Source organism: Citrobacter sp. MGH100 (assembly GCF_001034465.1).
GTDB classification, from domain to species: domain Bacteria; phylum Pseudomonadota; class Gammaproteobacteria; order Enterobacterales; family Enterobacteriaceae; genus Citrobacter; species Citrobacter youngae.
This window is the reverse complement of sequence record NZ_KQ089800.1, coordinates 2,171,700-2,194,310: the sequence shown is the minus strand read 5'-3', so window position 1 is coordinate 2,194,310 and position 22,611 is coordinate 2,171,700. Positions and strand designations below refer to the sequence as shown.

Below are 22,611 nucleotides of genomic sequence, written 5' to 3'. Positions count from 1 at the left end.
TCTATATTGCCGGATGGCGGCTAGTGCCTTATCCGGCCTACGATGGAATGATCGGTAGGCCTGATAAGCGTAGCGCCATCAGGCACTATTAATGACGTCTGTACCACCACAACACACCCATCATGACGGCTCCCGGCAGCCATACCCACATTAGCTCCGAAAGAATAACCTGATGCCCGTACGGCGTGGCGTAGCGTGATAGCGCAAACGGGGCGACCTTAATGACCTGCCACGGTGCGAAGAAGCGTTCATCTGACCACGGCCACAGCCAGCCGACGCCTTTTCCCCCGGTAGTGACAGAATCCAGCAGGCTGTGCGACAGCAGTGAAACCGTCAGGAATAACCAGCAGCGAATCAATCCCACCTTAAACCATCGTCGGCCAATCAAAACACAGAGTAGTGGCACGACAAAGGCGAACAGCAGCGAGTGGGTAAAACCACGGTGACCAAATACGTTGCCGTAGGCGATGCCAAGCTTAAACGACAGCACGTCGGCATCCGGCAACATAGCCAGAATGACGCCAGTAAACAGTAAGCGCGGGGGGATGACTTTAAGCCCGAGACCTAACCCTAAGCAGAGTGGCACGGCCGCGTGGGTAACAATTGTTGGCATGATGATCGCTTCGTGTGGAAAAACGACATGCTAACAATTCACTGTGAAGTGGTGATGAAGTGATTATCTGAAAATGAGAGAGGAAGTGGCCGGACAGGGGGTTAGCCTCATCCGGCACCGGGGATCACGCCACGACGGTAATACTTTGGCCTTCAAAGCTTACGGTCTGTCCGGCAACGATTTTGCAGCGTTTACGCGTTTCAACAACGCCGTCGACCTTCACTAACCCTTCGCCAATGGCGATTTTTGCCTGGGCGCCACTTTCGCTCCAGCCTTCCAGCTTCAGCAGATCGCAGAGTTCAACATGTGGGTGTTTACCCAGTGAAAATGTGGCCATCTTAAACGTCCTTTACATCATGATATTCAACACACGCCTGCAGCGTGTTTTCGATAAGCGTGGCGACGGTCATAGGGCCAACGCCTCCCGGCACTGGCGTGATATATGACGCGCGTGCGGCAGCATCCTCAAAGACCACATCGCCAACAACCTTACCATTCTCCAGACGGTTGATGCCGACATCAATCACAATCGCACCTTCTTTAATCCACTCACCGGGAATAAAGCCTGGTTTACCGACGGCGACGATCAGCAGGTCAGCATGCTCAACGTGGCGACGCAGATCTTTGGTGAACCGGTGGGTAACGGTGGTGGTGCAGCCAGCCAGCAGCAGTTCCATGCTCATCGGGCGACCAACAATATTGGAGGCGCCAATCACCACGGCGTTCAGGCCATACGTGTCGATGTTGTAGCGTTCAAGCAGGGTCACGATACCGCGTGGGGTACATGGACGCAGGCGCGGCGCGCGTTGGCACAGGCGACCGACGTTATACGGGTGGAAACCGTCAACGTCTTTATCCGGTGCAATACGCTCCAGCACTTTGACGTTGTCGATACCCGCCGGCAACGGCAGTTGTACCAGGATACCATCGATGGTGGCATCTGCATTGAGCGTATCGATCAGCTCAAGAAGTTCCGCCTCGCTGGTGGTTTCAGGCAGGTCCCAGGAGCGGGAGACAAAACCCACTTCGTCACAAGCTTTGCGTTTACTTGCCACGTAAATCTGCGAAGCCGGGTTGCTACCTACCAGCACAACAGCCAGTCCTGGGGCGCGTAATCCAGCCGCTAAACGCGCCTGAACTTTTTGAGCAACCTCAGAGCGCACCTGCTGCGCAATCGTTTTACCGTCAATAATCTTTGCTGCCATCAGAGAGAGGATTCCGTCTGTTACGTTAAGTCGAAGGGGATGTCACTATTTTGTCAGAAGCGGGGCGTGCTGTCAGTTTTCGTTTGCGTTTTTACGTGCGGTGGAGTGTTTCGCATAGCCCGTGAGCGCGGCAACAGGTGTTGGACGTTGGTACGTAATTCATAAGCATGCTAACGAAAATTAACCTAAATGAAACAACTCATCACCCTGCTATTTTCATGGGTAATATCTCAGAAACCAGACTGTTACGTCTTGTTATGGCCGTTTTTGCCTCATTTCCATCCGGAATTTTCTTAGAGTCCAATAAGAATAAGCCAGGGTCATTAAAAGGAATTGCAGGTATTTTTCATTAATTGAAATGTTTAATTTATCCCGGTGACGAATTGTCATATTCGTGAAGATTAATTAGTGAATCAAATACTCAGGAGAGTGGGAGTACACGTTTCGCTAATTCTCTCTCGATATATATCTTTACAGGATGCAGAGATAATTTGCCTGACATTTAATGTCGATAATGATTCAAACGGATCCCGCAGGACGCTGGAGCCGGATGTGTGTAATTCAAGGGAAATCCATGAAACGTAAATTAATGACCTCTTCTGTTTTTGCCAGCATGATGTTAATGGCGGGCGCAGCGGTGGCGGCAGATCCGGTAAGCGTGAGCGGCGGTACGGTTCACTTTGAAGGTGAACTGGTCAATGCAGCCTGTGCAGTGAGCACTCAGTCAGCCGACCAGGTTGTCACATTAGGCCAATATCGTACCGCCAGCTTCACCGCAGTCGGTGACACCACGGCGCAAATTCCGTTTTCCATCGTGCTGAACGACTGTGACCCGAAAGTTGCTGCGACTGCTGCTGTTGCTTTCTCGGGCCAGACGGACCTCACCAACAACAGCCTGTTGGCTCTCTCCTCTTCGGATAACAGCACCACAGCGGGCGGCGTAGGGATCGAAATCCTGGACAACACCTCTACCGCACTGAAGCCAGATGGCGCGACCTTCTCAACCGCTCAGGCGCTGGTGGAAGGCACCAACACCCTGCGTTTCTCCGCGCGTTATAAAGCCACAGCAACCAGCGCCACGCCGGGTCAGGCAAATGCGGATGCGACCTTCATCATGAAGTACGAATAAGCCGTTTGATTCTTGCAGGGAAGACTACCGCCTCATGGGATGAGGCACTATCCGGGGATGATGAAGGATGTGGCAGATGATAGGGAAAGGCGTAGCGCTGGCGGGAATGGTCTGCGTAATGCCGGCGTTTGCTCACACCGTGATACTGGAAAGTGGCCGTCTTCATTTACGTGGGCAACTGGTTAATGGTGCCTGTACGGTTGCCACAGACAGCCAGAGCTTACGGGTGCAGATGGGGCAGTACCGCACTAACGCGTTTTCCGGGACGGGAAGTTTTGCTTCTACCAGCGTACCGTTTTCGCTGCGACTAACGTCGTGCAGTGCTGATGTTTATGACCATGTGGGGATTGCCTTTGCGGGCGTTACGCCAGCCGAAGATCCACAGGTCTTTCTTGCCAGCGGCGATGCGTCTGCGGTTTCGGGGATTGGTCTGGCGTTGTTTGATGAGCGACAGCGACAAATAATTCCGAATGCGCTGCCGCTTCATTATGCCCCGATTTTAACGCAAGAGATGACGTTTCATTTCACTGCTCGCTATCGGGCTGTCTCGGAATATATAACGCCGGGAACGCTTCGTTCAGATGTGTGGTTTACGTTGGTGTATCCCTGATTTATTTCCTAACGATAATCACGCCAAAGGTATTTGTAGCTATGTTTAATTATCTAAAATCAGGCTTTATCATTTTACTGGCCTTATTTTCTGCCACCAGTGTGCAGGCATCTGGTGGAATTGCATTAGGTGCAACTCGCGTTATTTATCCTGCCGAGGCTAAACAAACGTCCCTCGCCATTAGTAATAGTGATACCAAAGAACGTTTCCTGATTAATTCATGGATAGAGAACAGCGCAGGCGTCAAAGATAAATCGTTTGTGGTCACACCGCCGCTGTTTGTCAGTGAACCTAAAAGCGAAAACACGCTGCGTATCATCTACGCGGGCGAGCCGCTGCCCAAAGACCGTGAATCGCTGTTCTGGATGAATGTGAAGGCTATTCCGTCGGTCAATAAAAATAGCCTTGAGGGGAAAAACGTTCTGCAACTGGCGATTTTGTCGCGCATCAAACTCTTTGTCCGCCCAAATAATCTGCCACAAATCGCGGAAGATGCGCCAGGCATGCTGCAGTTTTCCCGTACCGGCAACCACCTGAAAATCACCAACCCGTCAGCGTATTACGTCACGCTGGTCAATCTCAATGTCGGAAATACGAAGATTGATAACGTTATGGTTGCGCCAAAAAATGACACGCAGGTCCTGTTGCCGACTGGCGTTCAGGGAAACGTTACGTTCCAGACGGTGAACGATTATGGCGCAGTCACCACCGCTAAAACGGTTAGCGTGCGTTGAGAAAACGATGAATAAGACAACGTATTTTCCTGGCCTGTTACCGGGGGTTACGCCACCGCTGGCGGGGGTGGCGTTGTCCACGCTGGCCGCGCTCTTTCCCTCCTTCAGCCAGGGTGAAAGCTATTTCAATCCGGCGTTTTTATCTGCCGATACCGCTACTGTGGCGGATATGTCTCGTTTCGAAAAAGGGAATCACCAGCCTGAAGGCGTTTATCGTGTGGATATTTGGCGCAATGATGAGTTTGTGGCCACCCAGGATATTCGTTTCGCCACCAGCGCGGGGAAAGCCGGAGAAAAATCCGGCGGGCTGATGCCGTGCTTTGATCTCGACTGGGTTAAACGCCTTGGCGTCAATATCACTGCGTTTCCGGCACTCAGTCAGGATGCGAACAATACCTGTATTAATTTGCCAGAGGCGATTCCTGGTAGCGAAATTGCCTTCGATTTTTCTACACTGCGTTTAAATGTCAGCCTGCCGCAAGCCTCAATGTTGAACAGTGCGCGTGGCTATATTCCGCCAGAGGAGTGGGATGAAGGTATTCCGGCGGCGCTGGTTAACTACAGCTTTACCGGCAGTCGCGGCAGCGATACCGACAGCTATTTCTTAAGCATGTTAAGCGGCCTGAACTATGGCCCATGGCGGCTGAGGAATAACGGTGCATGGAACTACTCGAAAGGTGACGGCTACCATTCGCAAAGCTGGAAAAATATTGGCACATGGCTTCAGCGCGCGATTATCCCGCTGAAGGGTGAGCTGGTGATGGGGGACAGCAACACCGGCAACGACGTTTTTGACAGCATCGGTTTTCGTGGTGCTCGTCTCTATTCGTCCGACAGCATGTATCCCGACAGCTTACAGGGCTATGCGCCAACCGTCCGTGGGATTGCGCGTACCGCAGCGAAACTGACTATTCGCCAGAATGGCTACGTGATTTATCAAAGCTATGTTTCGCCAGGCGCTTTTTCGATAACCGATCTTAACCCCACCTCGTCGAGTGGTGACCTGGACGTAACGGTTGATGAGAAGGACGGCAGTCAACAGCGCTATACGGTGCCGTATTCCACGGTACCTCTGCTCCAGCGTGAAGGACGTTTCAAATATGACGTTGTCGCCGGGGATTTTCGCAGCGGTAATAGCCAGCAGTCTTCGCCATTCTTTTTCCAGGGAACGTTAATTGCCGGGTTACCAGAAGGTTACACCGCGTATGGCGGCACGCAGTTAGCTTCACGCTACACCGCACTGGTGTTAGGTACTGGCCGCAACCTGGGTGACTGGGGAGCCGTCTCTGTCGATTTAACGCATGCCCGGAGCCAACTGGCGGATGACAGTACGCATCAGGGGCAATCGCTGCGTTTTCTGTATGCAAAATCACTGAACAACTTCGGTACCAACTTCCAGCTGTTGGGGTACCGCTATTCGACGCGCGGGTTTTATACCCTCGATGATGTGGCGTATCGCAGTATGGAAGGTTACGAGTACGAATATGACAGCGAAGGGAATCGCCACGATGTTCCACAGGTGAAGAGCTACCACAATCTGAGCTACAGCAAAAAGGGACGTTTTCAGATCAACATTTCGCAGAACCTTGGCGATTACGGATCACTCTATGTATCGGGTAGCCAGCAAACGTACTGGAACACCTCAGATACCAATACCTGGTACCAGCTGGGGTATGCCAGCGGTTGGCAGGGGATTAGCTATTCACTCTCCTGGTCATGGAATGAATCGGTCGGGATCTCTGATACCGACCGCATCCTGGCCTTCAATGTTTCTGTACCGTTCAGTCTGCTGACCGGGCGGCGCTACTCGCGTGATAACGCACTCGATCGCACCTACGCCACTTTCAATGCGAACCGTAACAGCAATGGACAAAACAGCTGGCAAAGCGGTATTGGCGGCACGCTGTTAGATGGACGCAATCTCAGCTACAGCGTTAATCAGGGACACAGCAGCTCAAACGGATACAGCGGGAGCGCTAACGCGAACTGGCAGGCGGCCTATGGCACGCTGGGCGTGGGTTACAACTATGACCGTGACCAGCATGACTATAACTGGCAACTCTCCGGTGGCGTCATCGGACATGCGGACGGCATTACGCTCAGCCAACCACTGGGCGATACCAACGTACTGATAAAAGCACCAGGGGCCCAGGGGGTGCGGATAGAAAACCAGACCGGCGTGCAGACCGACTGGCGTGGCTACGCGGTCATGCCGTATGCCACCGTTTATCGTTACAACCGCGTCGCGCTGGATACCAATTCAATGAATAACAACACCGATGTGGAAAATAACGTTAGCAGCGTCGTGCCCACGCAGGGGGCACTGGTACGTGCGGCGTTTGATACACGAATTGGCGTGCGGGCGCTTATCACGGTTAACCGGGATGGAAAACCGGTGCCATTTGGGTCGGTGGTTCGCGAAACCACGAGCGGCGTCACCAGCATGGTCGGTGAGGATGGACAAATTTATCTGAGTGGTCTGCCGCTCAAAGGCAACTTGTTGATCCAATGGGGTGAAGGCGCAAACGCACGCTGTGAAGCGCACTATACCTTGCCTGAAGAGAGCCTGAAACAGGCTGTAACGCTCACCAACGTGATGTGCCAACGACCGTCGGCACGACAGGGATAATATGATGAAACGACAAACCGGTTTGCTACTGGGAAGCGCTTTACTGCTTATAGCTAATACGTCATGGGCGACGGTCTGCCATAACTCGAACGGAACGCCAACGGACGTTTATTACGATCTGTCGAATGTGTTTAACAGCAGCAATAACCAACCGGGCCAGGTAGTGACATTGCCTGAAAAGTCAGGCTGGGTTGGGGTGAATGCAACCTGCCCGGCAGGGACGACGGTGAATTACACCTACCGAAGTTATGTGACAGAACTCCCCGTGCAAAGTACGGAAAATAACTTTCAGTATCTGAAACTCAATGATTACCTGTTGGGGGCCATGAGTATTACCGATAGCTACGCGGGGTTGTTTTATCCTCCACGTAATTATATCCGCATGGGGAATCACCCAAACGTTTCCAAACAGCAGCCTTTTGGCGTGATGGATTCGAAGCTGGTGTTTAAATTAAAAGTGATTCGTTCATTTATCAACATGGTGCCGATCCCGCGACAGACGATGTTCAGCGTCTATGTCACTACCAGTACGGGAGATGCGCTGAGTACGCCGGTTTACACCATAAGCTACAGCGGCAAGGTGGAAGTTCCACAAAACTGCGAGGTGAATGCCGGGCAAATCGTGGAGTTTGATTTTGGCGATATTGGTGCCTCGCTGTTCAGCAAGGCGGGAGCCGGTAACCGGCCCGAAGGTATCAATACGCAAACGAAAACGGTCGCCATAAAATGTACAAATGTTGCCGCGCAAGCTTATCTGACCATGCGGGTCGAGGCCGAAAAAGCGTCCGGGCAAATGATGATATCGGACAACCCGGATTTAGGTTTTATCGTGGCCGACAGCAGCGGTAAACCGCTGACACCCAACAATCTGTCCAGCACCATTCCCTTTCAGTTGGATGATAACGCTGCCGCGCGGGTTGGCATTAGAGCATGGCCAGTCAGCGTGACGGGCAATAAACCAGCGGAAGGGCCTTTCACCGCCCGTGGCTATCTGCGAGTTGATTATGAATAAGCAGAAAACAATGAGACGTCGTGCACTTTTTGTATTGATATCCGCAGTGTCAGCCAGTTCACTATGCCAGGCGGATACCTCGCTGGGTGAGATTAATATCGAACTGCACGGTAATATTGTGGACTTTACCTGTGCGGTTATTGCCAGTGACAATAATAAGTTGGTTGAACTAGGCACCTGGCCAACAAAACAATTAAAGACCACCGGGGATACGACCCAACCGGTTCCCTTCACGTTGAAACTTGAAGGCTGCCCGCCGGGGTCGGCCTCGATAACCTTTTCCGGCACGCCGGCAGCGGGTACCACGTTGTTGGCGCTGGACGATGCCGTGATGGCACAAAAGGTCGCGATTGAATTGCACGATAGCGACCGTACGCGATTACCGCTTGAACAAGCCAGCCAGACAGTAAGCATTGATGAAAATGGTAACGCTATGCTGACTTTTTTTGCCAACTATATTGCGCTGGCAGATGGCGTTCAACCGGGGATCGCGAAAGCAGATGCTACGTTTATGATTAACTACAATTGACATCATGCGCTGATAACGCACTCCCGAACGACGCCTCGCCGGGAGTGCGATCACATTAATTCATGCATCTTTGCATAATCAATTAGCTCAACAATGGTATGTAGTCCGAGCTTGGAATAGATGTTAGCTTTGTGAGCACTGATTGTTTTATTACTCAATAAAAGTTGCTCAGCAATTTCTTTATTAGATAACCCATTCGCCAGATAACGTAAAACCGTTACCTCGCGGTTCGATAACGGCATGTCATTCAGCACACCTTTACGTATATTAATATTATTAATAAAGTTAAGCGTGTCTGAAGGGAAAAATGAATATCCTGATAAAATCATTTTCACCGCGTTATAGATATCATTGAGATCCTTTCGTTTGCTGACGAAGCCATTGGCACCGGCACGGATCGCCCGTCCGGCATAAAATGATTCAGACTTTGAGGATAGAAACAGTACCCTAGTTTTTTCCTGCAGAGATTTTATTCTCTTGAGTAATGTAAACCCATCGGAGCCAGGTAGTTCAATATCCAGAATGACCAGATCGACTGGATAAGTCCGTAGATGATCTATTGCTGCGCGGCTGTCATCGGTTTCCAGAACAACCTGAATATTACTATTCTTTTCGAGCAGTACTTCTATCGACATTCTGACAATAGGGTGTTCGTCCATAATGATAACGGATGCTGGTTTCATTGTTGTATGCCTCAAACTGTTTGTGTATCTTGCGATTTTGATAAAACATCAGGCGTTATAATATTGTCAAATAGCCAAGGATTGCTCTGGAAGAAGAACCGAATAAATATTATGTCATCCTTGTTTATTCGGTTGTTCTACGTCAGAACAATGAGTTTGTGGAATATCCATTTCACACCAGGGAAAACTTACAATTAATCAGAAAACAGTGAGGATTATACCTGCTCTGCACTTTCGGAAAAGGCTTACAGCACGTAAGTTCATAATGTCTGTTAGGATATCTTGAAAGATCAGGGCATGGTAATGACTATTGATATTAATCTCCTGCTGTTTGAATTATGGCAGATTGAAAAAATTTTTTAAATAGTAAAAACGACACAATGGACTAATTGTTTAGGTTTTGTTAAGGCGGCGAGGCAATTCTTTTTTGTCGAAATGTACTGAATCTGTCAGCTAAAGCAGGATACCTGCGCGACATATAATACCAGGAATAGTTGTAAATATTAAATGTTTGTAAAAATCACATTCGTTTTCTCAGTTGAAAATAAGTAATTTCCTATAAATTCTTATATCACAGAGGGTTAGGGTGTTAAATTAAATGGGGATAGGTAACGCTGAGGCGATGTATCAGATGCAAAAAACGCTGACGATGTGGCAACCCCAGCAGCGTGATCAGCTGGTTCAGGCGATAGATAACGCGGTGATAGGGTTGAGCCTGCAGCAGAGCAATCTTCTTTAACGATTTACCTTGTGACAGTAATGAGATCATCTCCCAGTCGGCCTGATTTATGCGCCCGGAGTGAATATGGTCCGGCGGCATAGATAATAAAGCATGGCGCATCTCCGGGAGGCGCTGACGGCGCGACAGGATATAGAATGGCCCAGCCATCGCAATAAAGTGCCTGAGCGCTTCGTGGCGACTGGGAAGTAATATGAAAATTTGAATATTATCCTGTTCTTTAATGAGTCGGCGAAGATATTCCAGAACATCGAAATATGAGCTTGATGCACCATCCATATCAACCACTAACTGACTCGCTTCAGACTCTTTCAACAGTGGCAGGGCCGATTCAATCGTCTGGAAGATGGCCGTGTGCGTACCAGAAAATAAATAGCGATTTAACGTATAGCCGAGATAGTTGTCTGTTGTGATAATCGCTTGAGATATTGTGTCTCCCGGTAATGTGTAATCAAGTTTTTGAGCCAGATACTCAATTCTGTCAAATTCCTGCGGCGCACAGTGATCATATTGCCAGGTACAGTGGGCGTTTCGTAAACGGCGATGCCGTTCCCGGCGTTTTACACTGCGCATCCTTCCTTTTTCCCTGTCCGTATCTATTGCGCCTGCTCTGGATAAATGGCTGGCCACAAATATCCCTGACCCAAATTTGCGCCAGCGCGCAGGGCAATTTCCTGCTGTTTTTGCGTTTCAATTCCTTCAACTACCACCAGGCTGGCGATTGCGCGCCCCATCTGAATAACCTGGCGGAGTTTTTCCGGCACATGACTGAGTGTCCAGAACGTATTTTTATCTAACTTCACCCCTGACAAATGCCAGTTGGCTGCGGTGAATGTGCCAAGCAGTTCCTCATTGACGTCATCCAGCCATATTGGGATACCATGGTCTTCAAGATGTTGAATTACGCCGTAGACGATCGCCCGCTGGGGTGTACTTAAAGAATAAAACGTATTTGGATCTTGTATTTCGATAATCAAGCTGGACGGAGAGGGTGTAATCAGGGAATGGAATAGCGGCCAACTCAGAAAGGCTTGCATCGGTAAATTCAGTGAGTAGCGCAATCCCTGTTGGTAGCACTTAATTTTGTCAATTTGCTGATAAAACAGATGCTGTCGATGCTGAACCGACAGTTGGTGAAAATATTTCTCACTGTTTATATTGGCGGGAAGATGTGTGAGGACCTCACAACCGTATCTCAACGCGGTAGACAAATCGACAATGGGCTCGAATTTAAGTGCGAATTGCAGGGGTTCTGCATCGCTGTTTTTGGCGGTAAAGACCGAGTACTCAGATTTATCATTCCATAATAGCAGGCTCGGTGCCACGATATCCCCCCTGGCGTCAGAGCAAATATTACCGAGTGTGTCTATTTGTTTCCCCGGAAATAATATACATAGGGTATTCTGGCAGCATGCGATTAGGTACAGTAGGTGCCGATACTTAATTGATGATGAGACATTTCTCAATAAAATGCCCGACCGCAAGATTCACTCTACTGTTGCAGAAAACTCAGGTGCGCCCTGATATACCTTAAAAATTGCTGATCATTTTTCACATCCAGCTTTTTCATAATACGGCGGCGAGTTGCTCTGGCCTGGATATCGCTGATGGAGAGAAGATGTGCTGTTTCAGCGAGCGTGTTACCGCTGGCAAGTAGCATTAAAAACTGGCGTTCCTCCACTGAAAAGTGGCGGGTGGTACAGTAATGGCAGATGGTTGCAGGCACACTGTGGCGGAGCGCGCGTTTTTGCAGAATCAGAATCAATTTTTGGGTTATCGCTTCAACATTATCTTCGCGATAGATAAGCGGCAGCATATACAGGCAGGGACGAAACATCAGCTTATCTTTATCGCCTCCGTTGCAGATGATAACCCGATGCTGGCGTCTGGTGTGGACGGGAACCTGATAACATCCTGCGCTGAGCCAATCGTCATCCAGTGAAATAAAGGCGATGTCTGCGCGATCGATATCTTCGGTAGGTAAAAAGCAGATGTCCTGATGCCACTCATTTGCCAGGCGGGAGATGATGATTTTCAGCCCATGTTCGAAATGACTATTTTCTTCCTTGATAGCGATACTTAACATTGACGAGGTCCTGAACAGCAGGGAAGGGGTTGGGGAATGTTAAGCAAAATCATTAATTTTCTAAATACTTGTAACCTTAAATCCCGCATTATGCTGGCTGAGTTATTACCAGGTGATTTCCTGGAACCCCATGAACGACCAGAAAAAAACAACATTCGTACACTTCGTCAGCAACCGGAACAAAAGGCATTGACTCAGCAGGCGCTGACCGTATAATTCACGCGTTTCATCTGCATGAAGTCATCACTTCTCTATGCGCCCTTAGCTCAGTTGGATAGAGCAACGGCCTTCTAAGCCGTAGGTCGTAGGTTCGAATCCTACAGGGCGTACCATTTTATTTCAGTAGCTTACCCATTTTCTGCAGGTTCCTTATTTCCCAGATGGGACATATTGGGGACATCATCACTAAAAATCGAGTCAATTTGCTTCGCGTGTTCTGATGCACACTGGACACGTCAGAGAACGATATCGCTTTCCCCCGACAGACGCATGCCGGGAAACCGGCGCTCTACCCGCAGGTCAAAATGGTCTGTCAGATGGAACTGACCAGCCATCTGCTGACGGCGATGGCCTTCGGTATGATGAGCAACAGTGAAAATGAGCTTGCTGAGCGGCATATAGAGCAAACCGGCGATAACACCCTGACGTTAATTCCTGTGCCAATGCCCCGCTTACTGGAAAAACAGGTTTTGCCGTGTGTCGTCAGACAAACAATGATGAGTGGGAATATATTGCAGACCACCGAAGAGAAATCGTTTATGACACAGAAACCGGGTGTCCTACCGGAATTACCGAACTGAGCGAGCATGCCGATAATATAACTACTGTCCCACCGTCAACGCCCTTTGATGCGTGGAACGGCAGCGAGTGGGTCACTGATGTTGCTGCTCAGCGTAATGCGGACGTTGCCGCTGCTGATGCTATAAAACAATCGCTGATCGATGTGGCAATTCAGTTAGTCAGCGTGCTACAGCTAAAATTGCAGGTCAGCACACGCTGACTGATGCAGAGAAATTGCGGCTGAATGCTGTGCTGGATTACATCGACGCAGTGACAGCGATTGATACTAGCACTGCGCCAGATATTAACTGGCCGGTTCCTCCGTTGGCGTAAGTTAGACTATATTTTTCTTGGTATCCAGGGTATTAGCAATGTTTTCCCCAATCGATTCCCTGGTAGCTCAATAAGCCGATAAGTCACAGCAGCTATCAGGGATACACTCAGTGTCACGACCACCAACAAGAAATATTGGTTATCGATAAAATGCCGTAATCGTGACAATAAAAAAAAGCCAATAGGGACATGTAGCAGATATAGCGAATAGGTCACGTTAGATAGTTTGCATATAGCATGCGTAAGGGCGTTTTCACCGGAAAAACATTTATTGGTAAGCAGACACAACCCAAAAAACAGACCCGCAATGATTTGTGTGGCAACGTTAATGTCCTGATGAAGTTGTATCCCAAGCTGATTGATACAGAGGTAGCGGTAAATATTATAAGCAGACAGTATCAAAAACAATGTCCCAACTGTTTTGAAATTAGGTTTTGTATTATTAACTATCAAAAAGAGAGCGGAACCGCATAACATGAAAATCATAAAGCAAAAATCATGAGCGAATGCGTTGGTGATACTTAACATTTGAGGTGAGGTGGAATAAACACCGTGCCTGACAAGGTTTATTTGAAAGATCAGCAGTAGCAACATCAGAGAAGCGGCAGACAGAATCTTCTTGCAGTTAAGATGCCCAAGTAGTGTGATCAGTAAATAGAATTTGAACTCAATAAGCAGTGTCCAGACAACCGCGAGAGTTAACGGATAACCGAAAAACTGACTGGTCAGAGTCATGGTTGATAGAACATTAACCGTACTCAGTGAGTGGCGATCGCCAAACAGGTACTGAATAGTTGCAGCCATTATCACGGCAAAAATCAGCATTGGGAAGATACGGAACAAGCGATTAATCAGAAACTGCTGGCGCGAATACCTGGATAGCATAGGTGGCACAACCCAGCCACTAATCAGAAAGAATAATGCAACTCCCCAGATGGCCACTGCCGTTTGCCATTTCCCCAGCATAAAGGTATCAAGCATCCATAATGATTGTGATGATTTACTTAGCAGGGGGAGGCTTTCTGTACTTCCGGTCCAGGTTCGCGATGTCTCATCAAATGTACCACTCAGAACAAAATGGCTAAACAACACACAATAAGCGGCCACCAGACGGGCCAGATCTAAACTGTATTCTCTTTTCATTGCTGTAGAAATGGTCTGTTGCGTCAGGTTGCTAAATACTATCACCCTGATATTGGCGGGAGTAAAAAGTTTAAGAGATTTTCTTCTCGTATGCCAGAAAAGCACCGAACTACAACTGATTGCATTCCGTATTGCAGGATGTGAACACATCTATGACGAGCGGGCCAGCGGCAGGAATGCAGACCGGCCTGTTCTGAAACAATTGATCAGCGAGTTACAGCGGGGCGGCGAACTTGTAGTCTGGAGACTGGATCGCCTCGGTCGCAGCATGCGACATCGTGTTGTGTTAGTGGAGGAACTGCGGGCATTGCGTTCACATTTCAGGGAGGGGGCACTGCTTGTTGTGGATGCGTCGCTTCAGCCTGTGATGGCTCGCTGCTGATATGTGCAATAGACGGGGAATTCAGAATCAAGCGATATCGAACACATTCTCAGCCACACCTGGTTAATCAGGAAAACGGGAGCCTGCTCGCTCCCGTTTTCCTGTTTTTCTAACCAATATCACCGCACAACAAGCACGGGGCATTTAGCATGACGTACTACAGCTGCGGCGGTTGACCCCAACAGATAGGTGCTGAAACCCGGTTTATGGGATGCAATGACGATCAATTCGGCGTCCACCGCATCTGCCAGTTTAAGGATCTGATCTTTCGGTGGACCATAAACCACATGGGTCTGAGTTCTTCCGGCGGGGATATTGAATTGCTTAACAATGTCGTCGAGCTTTTCGGCGGCTTTCGCCTGTATACCACTTCTGTCCGGGAACTCGTTGGAGTAGGCGAGCCCGAGTGATGCGTAGAACGGAACGGTAGGAATGACCGCTAAAAAATGGACCTTAGCGGTTTTTGCATGCGCTTCAACCTGCGGAATAACATGGCGAGTTAAATCGGCTTCAGAGATATCAATGGGCACCAGAATAGAGCGATACATATTCACTACCTCCTGTTTGTTTACCTCTGTCCTGAGTGTAGCGAACTTTATTTCTGTATAATAAGTGACCAGATCAAGATTGTGCGCGCATTTTGATATTCATGAATGTTATGTGATGAAGATACAACAACCACAATGGTGATTATTATTCGGCCAGCACAATAACATCTCCTGTCGCGGGGGCTTCTTGTCCTGGTAACCACAAACGTCCCCACGCGCCGGTGCAGTGGCAGCCGAGAAGTTTTTCTGGCTGCTGTTGTTTAATAAATCGTCGGGTTTGCCATAACGTATAGGGCGATGCGCAGCGTAAATGGAAGCCGCCGACCAGGGCATGAATTTTGCTGATGCCCGTTATTTGCTGGCAGTGAGCGACGATATTGGCGATGCCCCGGTGTCCGCAGCCGGTAATGATGACTAATCCACGGTCTGACTTGTAGATCAATACCCCTTCGTCAGTGATGTAGTCGCGTTGGGGAGGATTCTCATTGATGACACCGTAGGCCTGCGGTGCGGATACGGATATTTCTCCTGACCACAGAAAGCGTTCGCTAAGGGGCAAAGGCTCACGGGAGTACGCCATCTGCAGACGAGAGTAATCATTATCGCGCGATAATTTCTTGATTTTACGGGTATATCCTGCAAGCGTGAACGCAGCGTAACGTTCGCAGGCAATGTGTGGATGACAGATGATGCGGCTGTTATCGGGAAGCCACGGGACGCCGCCACAGTGATCATAGTGACCATGTGAGAGCACGACAGCGGTTAACTGAGACAAGTCTACGCCCATTAATGCGGCATTGTGCCTAAAACTGTCATCAGGCCCGGTATCAAATAATATCGTGGTGGTTTCATCCTGAACTAACAGACTTAATCCAGGTTTTGCCCGTAGGACTTTTTCTGCACCGCGGGCGCGCCTGTTTTCAAGTAACACCGTAAGGGTTAAAGCCATGCCTGACTCCAGCGTTAAAGCAGCATACTGTAACGCACAGAATGTAAGAGCGCTGTGATCTCAGCGCTCTTTGGGACGGTTAAAATTGACACTAACCACGGGAAAGCGCGCAGGCTATGTTGCTATCCTGGCCCGCACGCGTGTCTTGGTGGAGAGATGGATTACCCTTGCGTTGCTGCCTGTTCGCGATGTTTTTTCGCCTGCAGCTCATGTGAATATGAATGACTGTTATTCATTGACTGATGAACGACCATCGCTTTTTCATGTTCATTCATTTGCGAAAAAGACGGTGCACTAGCCCGCGTGGATTGGCTATTCTGCACCTGTGCTTTATGTGTTTGTGCCATTTGCTGATGAGCAGGTGTATCGCTGTTATTCATCATCTCGTGAGCCATAGTTGCCTGCTGATGCGTTGTGGATGTTTCTGCCGCATTAACGCCAGCTGAGATAAAAAAGGCGATAGCTAAAAAGGAAGATATCTTATTCATCATATTTCTCCAGTGTCGGTTTACAGGAGAATTATAATAATCAGGGGCTGTCAGTGAGGTGACAGGATTATGACGATGATGTCAGAGAATAATAATATTAATATCAGGTTTAATCGATGGCGCATTAGCGCCACCAATAATTATTAAGCGGCATATTTGGGTAATGTCAGAATAAAGCGGGTAGCGCGAGCGTCGGATGTCACGGAGACTTTTCCCTGGTGGGCAATCACAATCGATTTCACTATCGCCAGGCCAATACCGCTACCTTCGCCTTTACGCTGTCGTGAGGGATCGACGCGATAAAATCGGTCAAAGAGTCGTGGCAGATGTTCCGCGGCTATTGGCGTACCAGGATTTTCCACAATAATATGCACGAGATCATCAGCCTCTTTCACTCGCACGGTGACAGATTCGCCTTTGGGCGTATAGCGCATTGCGTTAGAGAGCAGGTTGCTCATTGCCCGGCGTAACATTAACGGGTCGCCAGAAACCCGGCATGCCCGACCTTCAAAGCGCAGGCTGACTTCGCGTTCTTCCGCCCAGGCTTCGAAAAAGTCGAACACTTTACTGACCTCATCCGCAAGATTCAGCGCTGTTTTTTCCGGGATCAACTGATTATTGTCTGCCTGTGCCAAAAACAACATATCACTCACCATCTTCGACATACGCCCAAATTCTTCGAGATTAGAGTAGAGCACATCTTCCAGCTCTTTCGTACTGCGGGGATGGCTGAGGGCAATTTCTGTTTGCGTGACCAGGTTGGTGATTGGCGTGCGGATTTCGTGAGCAATATCAGCAGAAAAATTGGACTGACGTTTAAACACATCTTCGATTCGTTCGATCATATGGTTAAATGACTCGACCAGTTGCTCAAGCTCAATCGGCACGGCCTGCGGGTCCAGGCGAACATCGAGATCTTTAGAGGTGATATTTTGGATGCGCCGACTGACATTACGGATCGGTTCATGACCTTTATAGACGGCGAACAGCACAATAAAAACAATCATCATGCTAATTAACGATGCTGTCATGATCAGTTTGTTTTTCAGATCGTTAATATAGTGCAGATGAAAATCAATCGATAACGCCATAAACAACGTATAGGCCGGTTTTCCGTCTGGCAACTGCCCAATGGGTAAACGAATCATTCGCCAGTTGGAGGATGCGTTTTTCCCGTGCGCATGTTCTGATGTTTGCAGCGTTGGGCCGGAAATTAAAAAGACATTACGGGTATGTGCATTTTTATCCGGCGTTGCCGAGGCGATAAACTGACGAAGATCCGGCGCATTAGGTGAATGGAAAATGGCCCTCTGATTGGCATCTTCCAGAGAAATAATGACGTTAGAATAACCCGAAACTACGTTTTTTAGTGTTTCCAGCCGACGCGATTCCGGTTCGTTCGGGTGGTTAATAATACGCTCCAGCGTCGCGCTGATCTCTTTTAAATCATTGATATCCTGCTCTGCGAAATGGACTTTCACCGAGTGGATCATTATCCATGCGAAAGCGAAAAATGAGGCGATAGTCGCCAGACTGATAAAAAAGGTTAACCGTGTTGCCAGCGAAAAAGGGCGCTGTAATCGTTTAGTTGCCATCCGGCACCTCAAGCATGTACCCCACGCCACGCACGGTCTGAATCAGTTTCGGCTCAAAGTCATTATCGATTTTGGCCCGCAGACGCTTCACGGCGACATCAATCGCATTGGTGTCGCTGTCAAAATTCATATCCCAAACCTGAGAGGCAATCAGCGAACGCGGCAACACTTCTCCCTGATGACGCAGGAAAAATTCAAGCAGCGTAAACTCTTTACTGGTCAGGGTGATGCGTGTGCCGTTGCGGGTGACCTTTCTGCTGACCAGATCGACCATTAAATCCGCGACCTGAAACTGACTTTCGACAATGACCGCGGCTCCCCGTCGCAGCAGCGTTCTGACCCGCGCCAGCAATTCTGCAAAGGCAAACGGTTTAACCAAATAATCATCAGCCCCCAGCTCCAGACCTTTGACCCGATGCTCAATGGTACCCAGTGCGGTGAGTAGCAGAATGGGCATGCCTTTATTGGCGGTGCGCAGCATCCGCACGATATCCCAGCCGTTTACATCGGGCAGCATGATGTCGAGAATGAGCAGGTCATAATCACCGGTCATTGCCAGGTGATATCCGTTCAGACCGTTGTCCGCCAAATCCACAACAAAACCCGCTTCCGTCAGGCCTTTCGTCAGGTATTCGCCGGTTTTTTTTTCATCTTCGACAATCAAAATCTTCATGACATTCTCCATCACGCACTGGCTGTGCGGATTTTCAATTCTAGAGAAGGCGGATCGGATAGCAATCGGTTATTGGGAAAATGACAGTTTTGTCATTTTCCTGTCACCGCTTAAACAGAGTCATTCAGGTATAAATTCACACATCTTTTATGGTTATCAGTCCGGTCTGGACGAGAAGAACTATGTACAAATTTAAGCTTCTTACCCTCAGCGCTATTTTTGTTCTGGCTGGCTGCTCGTTGGCTCCGGACTATCAACGTCCGGCATTGCCGGTTCCGCAGCAATTCTCCTTAAGTCAGCACACGCTGGTTTCGGCCCCGACGGGATATCAGGATACGGGCTGGCGTAACTTTTTTGTTGACTCCCAGGTGAAGGCGTTGATTGGTGAGGCGCTGGTCAATAACCGTGATTTACGCATGGCGGTACTGAAGGTTCAGGAAGCGAAAGCGCAATACGGTGTGACGGATGCCGATCGTTACCCACAGCTTAACGCTGGCTCCAGCGGTACCTATAGCGGGAAATTAAAAGGCGATAGCAGCACCAACCGGGAATTTGAAGCGGGACTGAATCTCAGTTTCGATCTGGATTTCTTTGGACGACTGAAAAATATGAGTGAAGCCGATCGGCAGAATTTTTTCGCCAGTGAAGAAGCGCGTCGAATGGTGCATATCTCATTAATTTCTAACGTGGCGCAAAGTTATTTCAACCAGCGTCTGGCTTATGCGCAACTGCAAATTGCCGAAGAAACGTTGCAAAACTACCAGCGCTCATATGCGTTTGTCGAGAAACAGTTGATGACCGGCAGTACGAACGTGCTGGCACTGGAGCAGGCTCGCGGCGTGATTGAAAGCACACGCAGCGATATTGCCAAACGTCAAGGCGAACTGGCGCAGGCGAACAACGCACTGCAACTATTGCTGGGGACGTACGGGAAATTACCGGACGACCGCGTGCGCAGTCGCGGTGATATAAAACCCGTGACACTGCCCCCCGCACTCCCATCGCAAATATTATTGCAGCGCCCGGATATTATGGAGGCCGAACATGGATTGCTGGCGGCGAACGCCAATATTGGCGCTGCACGAGCCGCATTTTTCCCATCGATTACGCTGACCAGCTCTGTATCCAGCAGCAGTGGCGATCTCTCCAGCCTCTTTAATGCGGCCAGCGGCATGTGGAATTTTGTCCCGAAAATAGACATTCCGATCTTTAACGCTGGACGTAATCAGTCAAATCTCGATTTAGCAGAAATCCGCCAGCAGCAATCGGTGGTGAATTACGAGCAAAAAATTCAGAACGCATTTAAAGAAGTTGCGGATGCACTGGTGTTGCGTCAAAGCCTTGCCGATCAAATTACCGGACAACAGCGTTATCTGGACTCATTACAAATCACGCTGCAACGCGCTCGTGCACTCTATCAACATGGTGCGGTTAGTTATATCGAAGTACTGGACGCCGAGCGTTCTTTATTCACTACACAGCAATCGTTGCTCGACCTTAACTATGCCCAACAGGTTAATGAAATTAAGCTGTTTGCTGCCTTAGGCGGTGGCTGGGTTGAATGATCTTTAATCTTAAATTCTCAGGAGTATATTGCATGAAAACTACCGCTAAAGCCGCTTTGTTTACTGTGTTATCTGTAGTCATGTTTAACGCTCAGGCCAATGAACATCAGCATGGCGAGATGATGAATATGGCGCCTGCGGCCCAGCAGGAGCAAGTGATTAGTGCGACAGGCGTGATTGAATCTATTGATATGGATAGCAAAAAAGTCACGATTAAACATGAACCTATTCCCGCAGTGAACTGGCCGGCAATGACGATGCGTTTCACGCTGGTATCTGATACCAGGGCCGACGATATTCAGCCAGGCGATAAAGTTACATTTACGTTTGTTCAGCAGGGAAATCTCTCTGTCTTACGCGATATTCACATCAGTAAATAACGGATCTCGCTGGTCTCTTTTATTCTTGCCCGGGTTTTCCTGGACACGGGCGAGACTATCGCGCAATGGAAATCACTATGGCGTCTTTAAATATTAAAAATACCGCGCTTATTCTCGGCAGCATGATTGTCGGCGGAATTATTTCTGTCGGTGTGTATACCTATTATTCATCCGCAAAAATATCGGCCGATACCGGCGCTGCTCAAAAAAAAGAAGAGCGTAGAGTTTTATTCTGGTACGACCCCATGTATCCCAATACGCGGTTTGATAAACCGGGTAAATCTCCGTTTATGGATATGGATTTGATCCCGAAATATGCCGATGAAGAGACGGCGAGTACATCCACACCGGGTGTGCGTATTGACCCGACACAGACTCAGAATCTGGGGCTAAAAACCGAACCCGTGCGCCGTGGGCCATTGCAATATGCACAAACTTTCCCGGCGAACGTCAGTTATAACGAATATCAATTTGTCATTGTCCAGGCGCGTTCGGCAGGCTTTATCGAGAAAGTTTATCCGCTGACTGTGGGCGACAAAATTAAGCAGGGCTCGCCGCTTATCGATCTGACAATTCCTGACTGGGTAGAAGCACAAAGTGAATATTTACTGCTGCGGGAAACGGGCGGCAGCGCGACGCAGGTTGAAGGTATTCTGGAGAGATTACGCCTGGCGGGAATGCCGGAGGCGGACATTCAACGCTTGAAAGCGACGCGGAAAATTCAGACCCGCTTTACCCTGAAGGCCCCTATTGATGGGGTGATTACCGCGTTTGATTTACGTACTGGTATGAACATCTCAAAAGATAATGTGGTCGCGAAAATTCAGGGAATGGATCCGGTTTGGGTCAGTGCTTCAGTCCCGGAATCTATCGCCTGGCTGATTAAAGACGCCTCGCAATTCACCATTACCGTACCTGCCTGGCCGGGTAAATCCTTCACCATTAGCAAATGGAGTATTTTGCCGAGTGTGGATTCCACGACGCGCACGCTCCAGCTTCGTCTACAGGTTAATAACCCGGATGAGGCCCTTAAGCCGGGAATGGGTAATGCTGCCAACTTACTGATTTAGTGTATGATGGTGATTTTAAGGTGCTTGCGTGGCTTCCATTTCCATCAGATGTCCTTCCTGCTCCGCTACTGAAGGCGTGGTGCGTAACGGCAAAAGCACTGCCGGACATCAGCGCTATCTCTGCTCTCATTGCCGTAAAACATGGCAACTACAGTTCACTTACACCGCCTCTCAGCCCGGTACGCACCAGAAAATCATTGATATGGCCATGAATGGCGTCGGATGTCGCGCCAGTGCACGCATTATGGGCGTTGGCCTCAACACGGTTTTACGTCACTTAAAAAACTCAGGCCGCAGTCGGTAACCTCGCGCATACAACCGGGCAGTGATGTGATTGTCTGCGCTGAAATGGACGAACAGTGGGGCTACGTCGGTGCTAAATCACGTCAGCGCTGGCTGTTTTACGCGTATGACAGGATACGGAGGACGGTTGTGGCGCACGTCTTCGGTGAACGCACTCTGGCCACACTGGAGCGTCTTCTGAGCCTGCTGTCGGCCTTTGAGGTCGTGGTATGGATGACGGATGGCTGGCCGCTGTATGAACCCCGCCTGAAGGGAAAGCTGCACGTTATCAGCAAGCGTTACACTCAGCGCATTGAGTGACATAACCTGAATCTGAGACAACATCTGGCAAGGCTGGGACGGAAGTCACTGTCGTTCTCAAAATCGGTGGAGCTGCATGACAAGGTCATCGGGCATTATCTGAACATAAAACACTATCAGTAAGTTAGAGTCA

24 protein-coding genes, 1 tRNA gene and 5 pseudogenes are annotated in these 22,611 nt (G+C 49.1%); 17 read left to right on the top strand and 13 right to left on the bottom strand.

Annotation, left to right across the window (positions count from 1 at the left end):
• Positions 1-88: 88 nt before the first annotated feature.
• The 3 genes from SK32_RS10330 to folD form a co-directional block, all read right to left on the bottom strand.
• On the bottom strand, positions 89-613 hold the full coding sequence (locus tag SK32_RS10330) for a metal-dependent hydrolase (RefSeq protein WP_048212378.1): 525 nt from the start codon (positions 611-613) through the stop codon (positions 89-91).
• Positions 614-737: 124 nt separating this feature from the next.
• Complete coding sequence (ybcJ, locus tag SK32_RS10325; RefSeq protein ID WP_048212377.1) at positions 738-950, bottom strand: ribosome-associated protein YbcJ; 213 nt, start codon at positions 948-950, stop codon at positions 738-740.
• 1 nt (position 951) lies between these two features.
• Positions 952-1,818 (bottom strand): bifunctional methylenetetrahydrofolate dehydrogenase/methenyltetrahydrofolate cyclohydrolase FolD, encoded by an 867-nt coding sequence (folD, locus tag SK32_RS10320; RefSeq protein WP_005122057.1) that lies wholly within the window; start codon positions 1,816-1,818, stop codon positions 952-954.
• Positions 1,819-2,392: 574 nt separating this feature from the next.
• Between folD and fimA the strand changes: the two genes are divergently transcribed.
• The 6 genes from fimA (at position 2,393) to sfmF (ending at position 8,461) form a co-directional block, all read left to right on the top strand.
• On the top strand, positions 2,393-2,947 hold the full coding sequence (gene fimA, locus SK32_RS10315; protein WP_005122056.1) for a type 1 fimbrial major subunit FimA: 555 nt from the start codon (positions 2,393-2,395) through the stop codon (positions 2,945-2,947).
• A gap of 76 nt (positions 2,948-3,023) precedes the next feature.
• The gene (gene fimI, locus SK32_RS10310; protein WP_048212376.1) at positions 3,024-3,557 is read left to right on the top strand and encodes a type 1 fimbrial protein subunit FimI; all 534 of its coding nucleotides are present in this window, start codon (positions 3,024-3,026) and stop codon (positions 3,555-3,557) included.
• A 41-nt stretch (positions 3,558-3,598) separates the two neighbouring features.
• Positions 3,599-4,291 carry a type 1 fimbria chaperone FimC gene (gene fimC / locus SK32_RS10305; RefSeq protein WP_005122054.1) on the top strand — a complete coding sequence of 231 codons (693 nt, stop codon included), beginning with the start codon at positions 3,599-3,601 and terminating at the stop codon, positions 4,289-4,291.
• A gap of 7 nt (positions 4,292-4,298) precedes the next feature.
• Positions 4,299-6,920 (top strand): fimbrial biogenesis usher protein, encoded by a 2,622-nt coding sequence (locus SK32_RS10300; RefSeq protein ID WP_048212375.1) that lies wholly within the window; start codon positions 4,299-4,301, stop codon positions 6,918-6,920.
• 4 nt (positions 6,921-6,924) lie between these two features.
• Positions 6,925-7,932 (top strand): type 1 fimbria D-mannose specific adhesin FimH, encoded by a 1,008-nt coding sequence (gene fimH, locus SK32_RS10295; RefSeq protein ID WP_005122052.1) that lies wholly within the window; start codon positions 6,925-6,927, stop codon positions 7,930-7,932.
• 10 nt (positions 7,933-7,942) lie between these two features.
• A complete protein-coding gene (gene sfmF / locus SK32_RS10290; RefSeq protein WP_048212618.1) occupies positions 7,943-8,461 on the top strand; it encodes a fimbria assembly protein in 519 nt (172 codons plus the stop codon).
• Positions 8,462-8,511: 50 nt separating this feature from the next.
• On the opposite strand, the gene fimZ is transcribed toward sfmF, so the two are convergent.
• From fimZ to fimW, 4 genes are all read right to left on the bottom strand, one after another.
• Positions 8,512-9,144, bottom strand: a complete 633-nt coding sequence (fimZ, locus tag SK32_RS10285) for a fimbria biosynthesis transcriptional regulator FimZ (RefSeq protein WP_005122050.1) — start codon at positions 9,142-9,144, stop codon at positions 8,512-8,514.
• Between the two features lie 589 nt (positions 9,145-9,733).
• The gene (gene fimY, locus SK32_RS10280) at positions 9,734-10,456 is read right to left on the bottom strand and encodes a fimbria biosynthesis regulator FimY (protein WP_048212374.1); all 723 of its coding nucleotides are present in this window, start codon (positions 10,454-10,456) and stop codon (positions 9,734-9,736) included.
• Between the two features lie 23 nt (positions 10,457-10,479).
• On the bottom strand, positions 10,480-11,208 hold the full coding sequence (locus SK32_RS10275; RefSeq protein WP_075551397.1) for an EAL domain-containing protein: 729 nt from the start codon (positions 11,206-11,208) through the stop codon (positions 10,480-10,482).
• A 167-nt stretch (positions 11,209-11,375) separates the two neighbouring features.
• A complete protein-coding gene (gene fimW, locus SK32_RS10270; RefSeq protein ID WP_048212373.1) occupies positions 11,376-11,969 on the bottom strand; it encodes a fimbria biosynthesis transcriptional regulator FimW in 594 nt (197 codons plus the stop codon).
• Between the two features lie 36 nt (positions 11,970-12,005).
• Between fimW and SK32_RS10265 the strand changes: the two genes are divergently transcribed.
• From SK32_RS10265 to SK32_RS26720, 5 genes and pseudogenes are all read left to right on the top strand, one after another.
• Complete coding sequence (locus SK32_RS10265; RefSeq protein ID WP_040232627.1) at positions 12,006-12,185, top strand: hypothetical protein; 180 nt, start codon at positions 12,006-12,008, stop codon at positions 12,183-12,185.
• 39 nt (positions 12,186-12,224) lie between these two features.
• A tRNA-Arg gene (locus SK32_RS10260) sits at positions 12,225-12,301 on the top strand.
• Between the two features lie 111 nt (positions 12,302-12,412).
• A pseudogene (locus SK32_RS24645) lies at positions 12,413-12,622 on the top strand (IS4 family transposase); the annotation flags it as partial.
• 41 nt (positions 12,623-12,663) lie between these two features.
• Entirely contained in the window at positions 12,664-12,969 is a 306-nt protein-coding gene (locus SK32_RS10255; protein WP_053065226.1) for a tail fiber assembly protein, read from the top strand.
• 29 nt (positions 12,970-12,998) lie between these two features.
• Positions 12,999-13,082, top strand: coding sequence for a tail fiber assembly protein (locus tag SK32_RS26720; protein ID WP_269156194.1), 84 nt, complete (start codon positions 12,999-13,001; stop codon positions 13,080-13,082).
• 6 nt (positions 13,083-13,088) lie between these two features.
• Here SK32_RS26720 and SK32_RS10250 read toward each other — a convergent pair whose 3' ends face one another.
• Entirely contained in the window at positions 13,089-14,330 is a 1,242-nt protein-coding gene (locus SK32_RS10250) for an acyltransferase family protein (RefSeq protein ID WP_231591570.1), read from the bottom strand.
• On the opposite strand from SK32_RS10250, the pseudogene SK32_RS24635 reads away from it, so the two are divergent.
• Together SK32_RS24635 and SK32_RS26435 are read left to right on the top strand one after the other, a co-directional pair.
• Positions 14,236-14,490: pseudogene (locus tag SK32_RS24635) on the top strand (recombinase family protein); the annotation flags it as partial. The gene SK32_RS10250 and the pseudogene SK32_RS24635 overlap by 95 nt on opposite strands.
• A 33-nt stretch (positions 14,491-14,523) precedes the next feature.
• Positions 14,524-14,687: pseudogene (locus SK32_RS26435) on the top strand (S24 family peptidase); the annotation flags it as partial.
• A 39-nt stretch (positions 14,688-14,726) separates the two neighbouring features.
• Here the strand turns inward: SK32_RS26435 and uspF are convergent.
• The 5 genes from uspF to cusR form a co-directional block, all read right to left on the bottom strand.
• Positions 14,727-15,155, bottom strand: coding sequence for a universal stress protein UspF (gene uspF / locus SK32_RS10245; protein WP_048212371.1), 429 nt, complete (start codon positions 15,153-15,155; stop codon positions 14,727-14,729).
• A 145-nt stretch (positions 15,156-15,300) separates the two neighbouring features.
• A complete protein-coding gene (locus SK32_RS10240) occupies positions 15,301-16,104 on the bottom strand; it encodes an MBL fold metallo-hydrolase (RefSeq protein WP_048212370.1) in 804 nt (267 codons plus the stop codon).
• A 161-nt stretch (positions 16,105-16,265) separates the two neighbouring features.
• Positions 16,266-16,592 (bottom strand): hypothetical protein, encoded by a 327-nt coding sequence (locus tag SK32_RS10235; RefSeq protein ID WP_048212369.1) that lies wholly within the window; start codon positions 16,590-16,592, stop codon positions 16,266-16,268.
• Positions 16,593-16,735: 143 nt separating this feature from the next.
• On the bottom strand, positions 16,736-18,187 hold the full coding sequence (locus SK32_RS10230; protein WP_048212368.1) for a Cu(+)/Ag(+) sensor histidine kinase: 1,452 nt from the start codon (positions 18,185-18,187) through the stop codon (positions 16,736-16,738).
• Positions 18,177-18,860 (bottom strand): copper response regulator transcription factor CusR, encoded by a 684-nt coding sequence (gene cusR / locus SK32_RS10225; RefSeq protein ID WP_048212367.1) that lies wholly within the window; start codon positions 18,858-18,860, stop codon positions 18,177-18,179. The genes SK32_RS10230 and cusR overlap by 11 nt, the downstream gene beginning before the upstream one ends.
• 182 nt (positions 18,861-19,042) lie before the next feature.
• Here cusR and SK32_RS10220 point away from each other — a divergent pair, with 182 nt between their 5' ends.
• The 4 genes and pseudogenes from SK32_RS10220 (at position 19,043) to SK32_RS10200 (ending at position 22,601) form a co-directional block, all read left to right on the top strand.
• Positions 19,043-20,425: an efflux transporter outer membrane subunit gene (locus tag SK32_RS10220; protein ID WP_048212366.1), complete on the top strand. Its 1,383-nt coding sequence runs from the start codon at positions 19,043-19,045 to the stop codon at positions 20,423-20,425.
• A 32-nt stretch (positions 20,426-20,457) separates the two neighbouring features.
• Positions 20,458-20,805 (top strand): cation efflux system protein CusF, encoded by a 348-nt coding sequence (gene cusF / locus SK32_RS10215; protein WP_048212365.1) that lies wholly within the window; start codon positions 20,458-20,460, stop codon positions 20,803-20,805.
• A 77-nt stretch (positions 20,806-20,882) separates the two neighbouring features.
• Positions 20,883-21,848 (top strand): annotated as a pseudogene (locus SK32_RS10210) (efflux RND transporter periplasmic adaptor subunit); the annotation flags it as partial.
• Positions 21,849-21,903: 55 nt separating this feature from the next.
• Positions 21,904-22,601, top strand: a pseudogene (locus SK32_RS10200) (IS1 family transposase).
• Positions 22,602-22,611 lie beyond the last annotated feature (10 nt).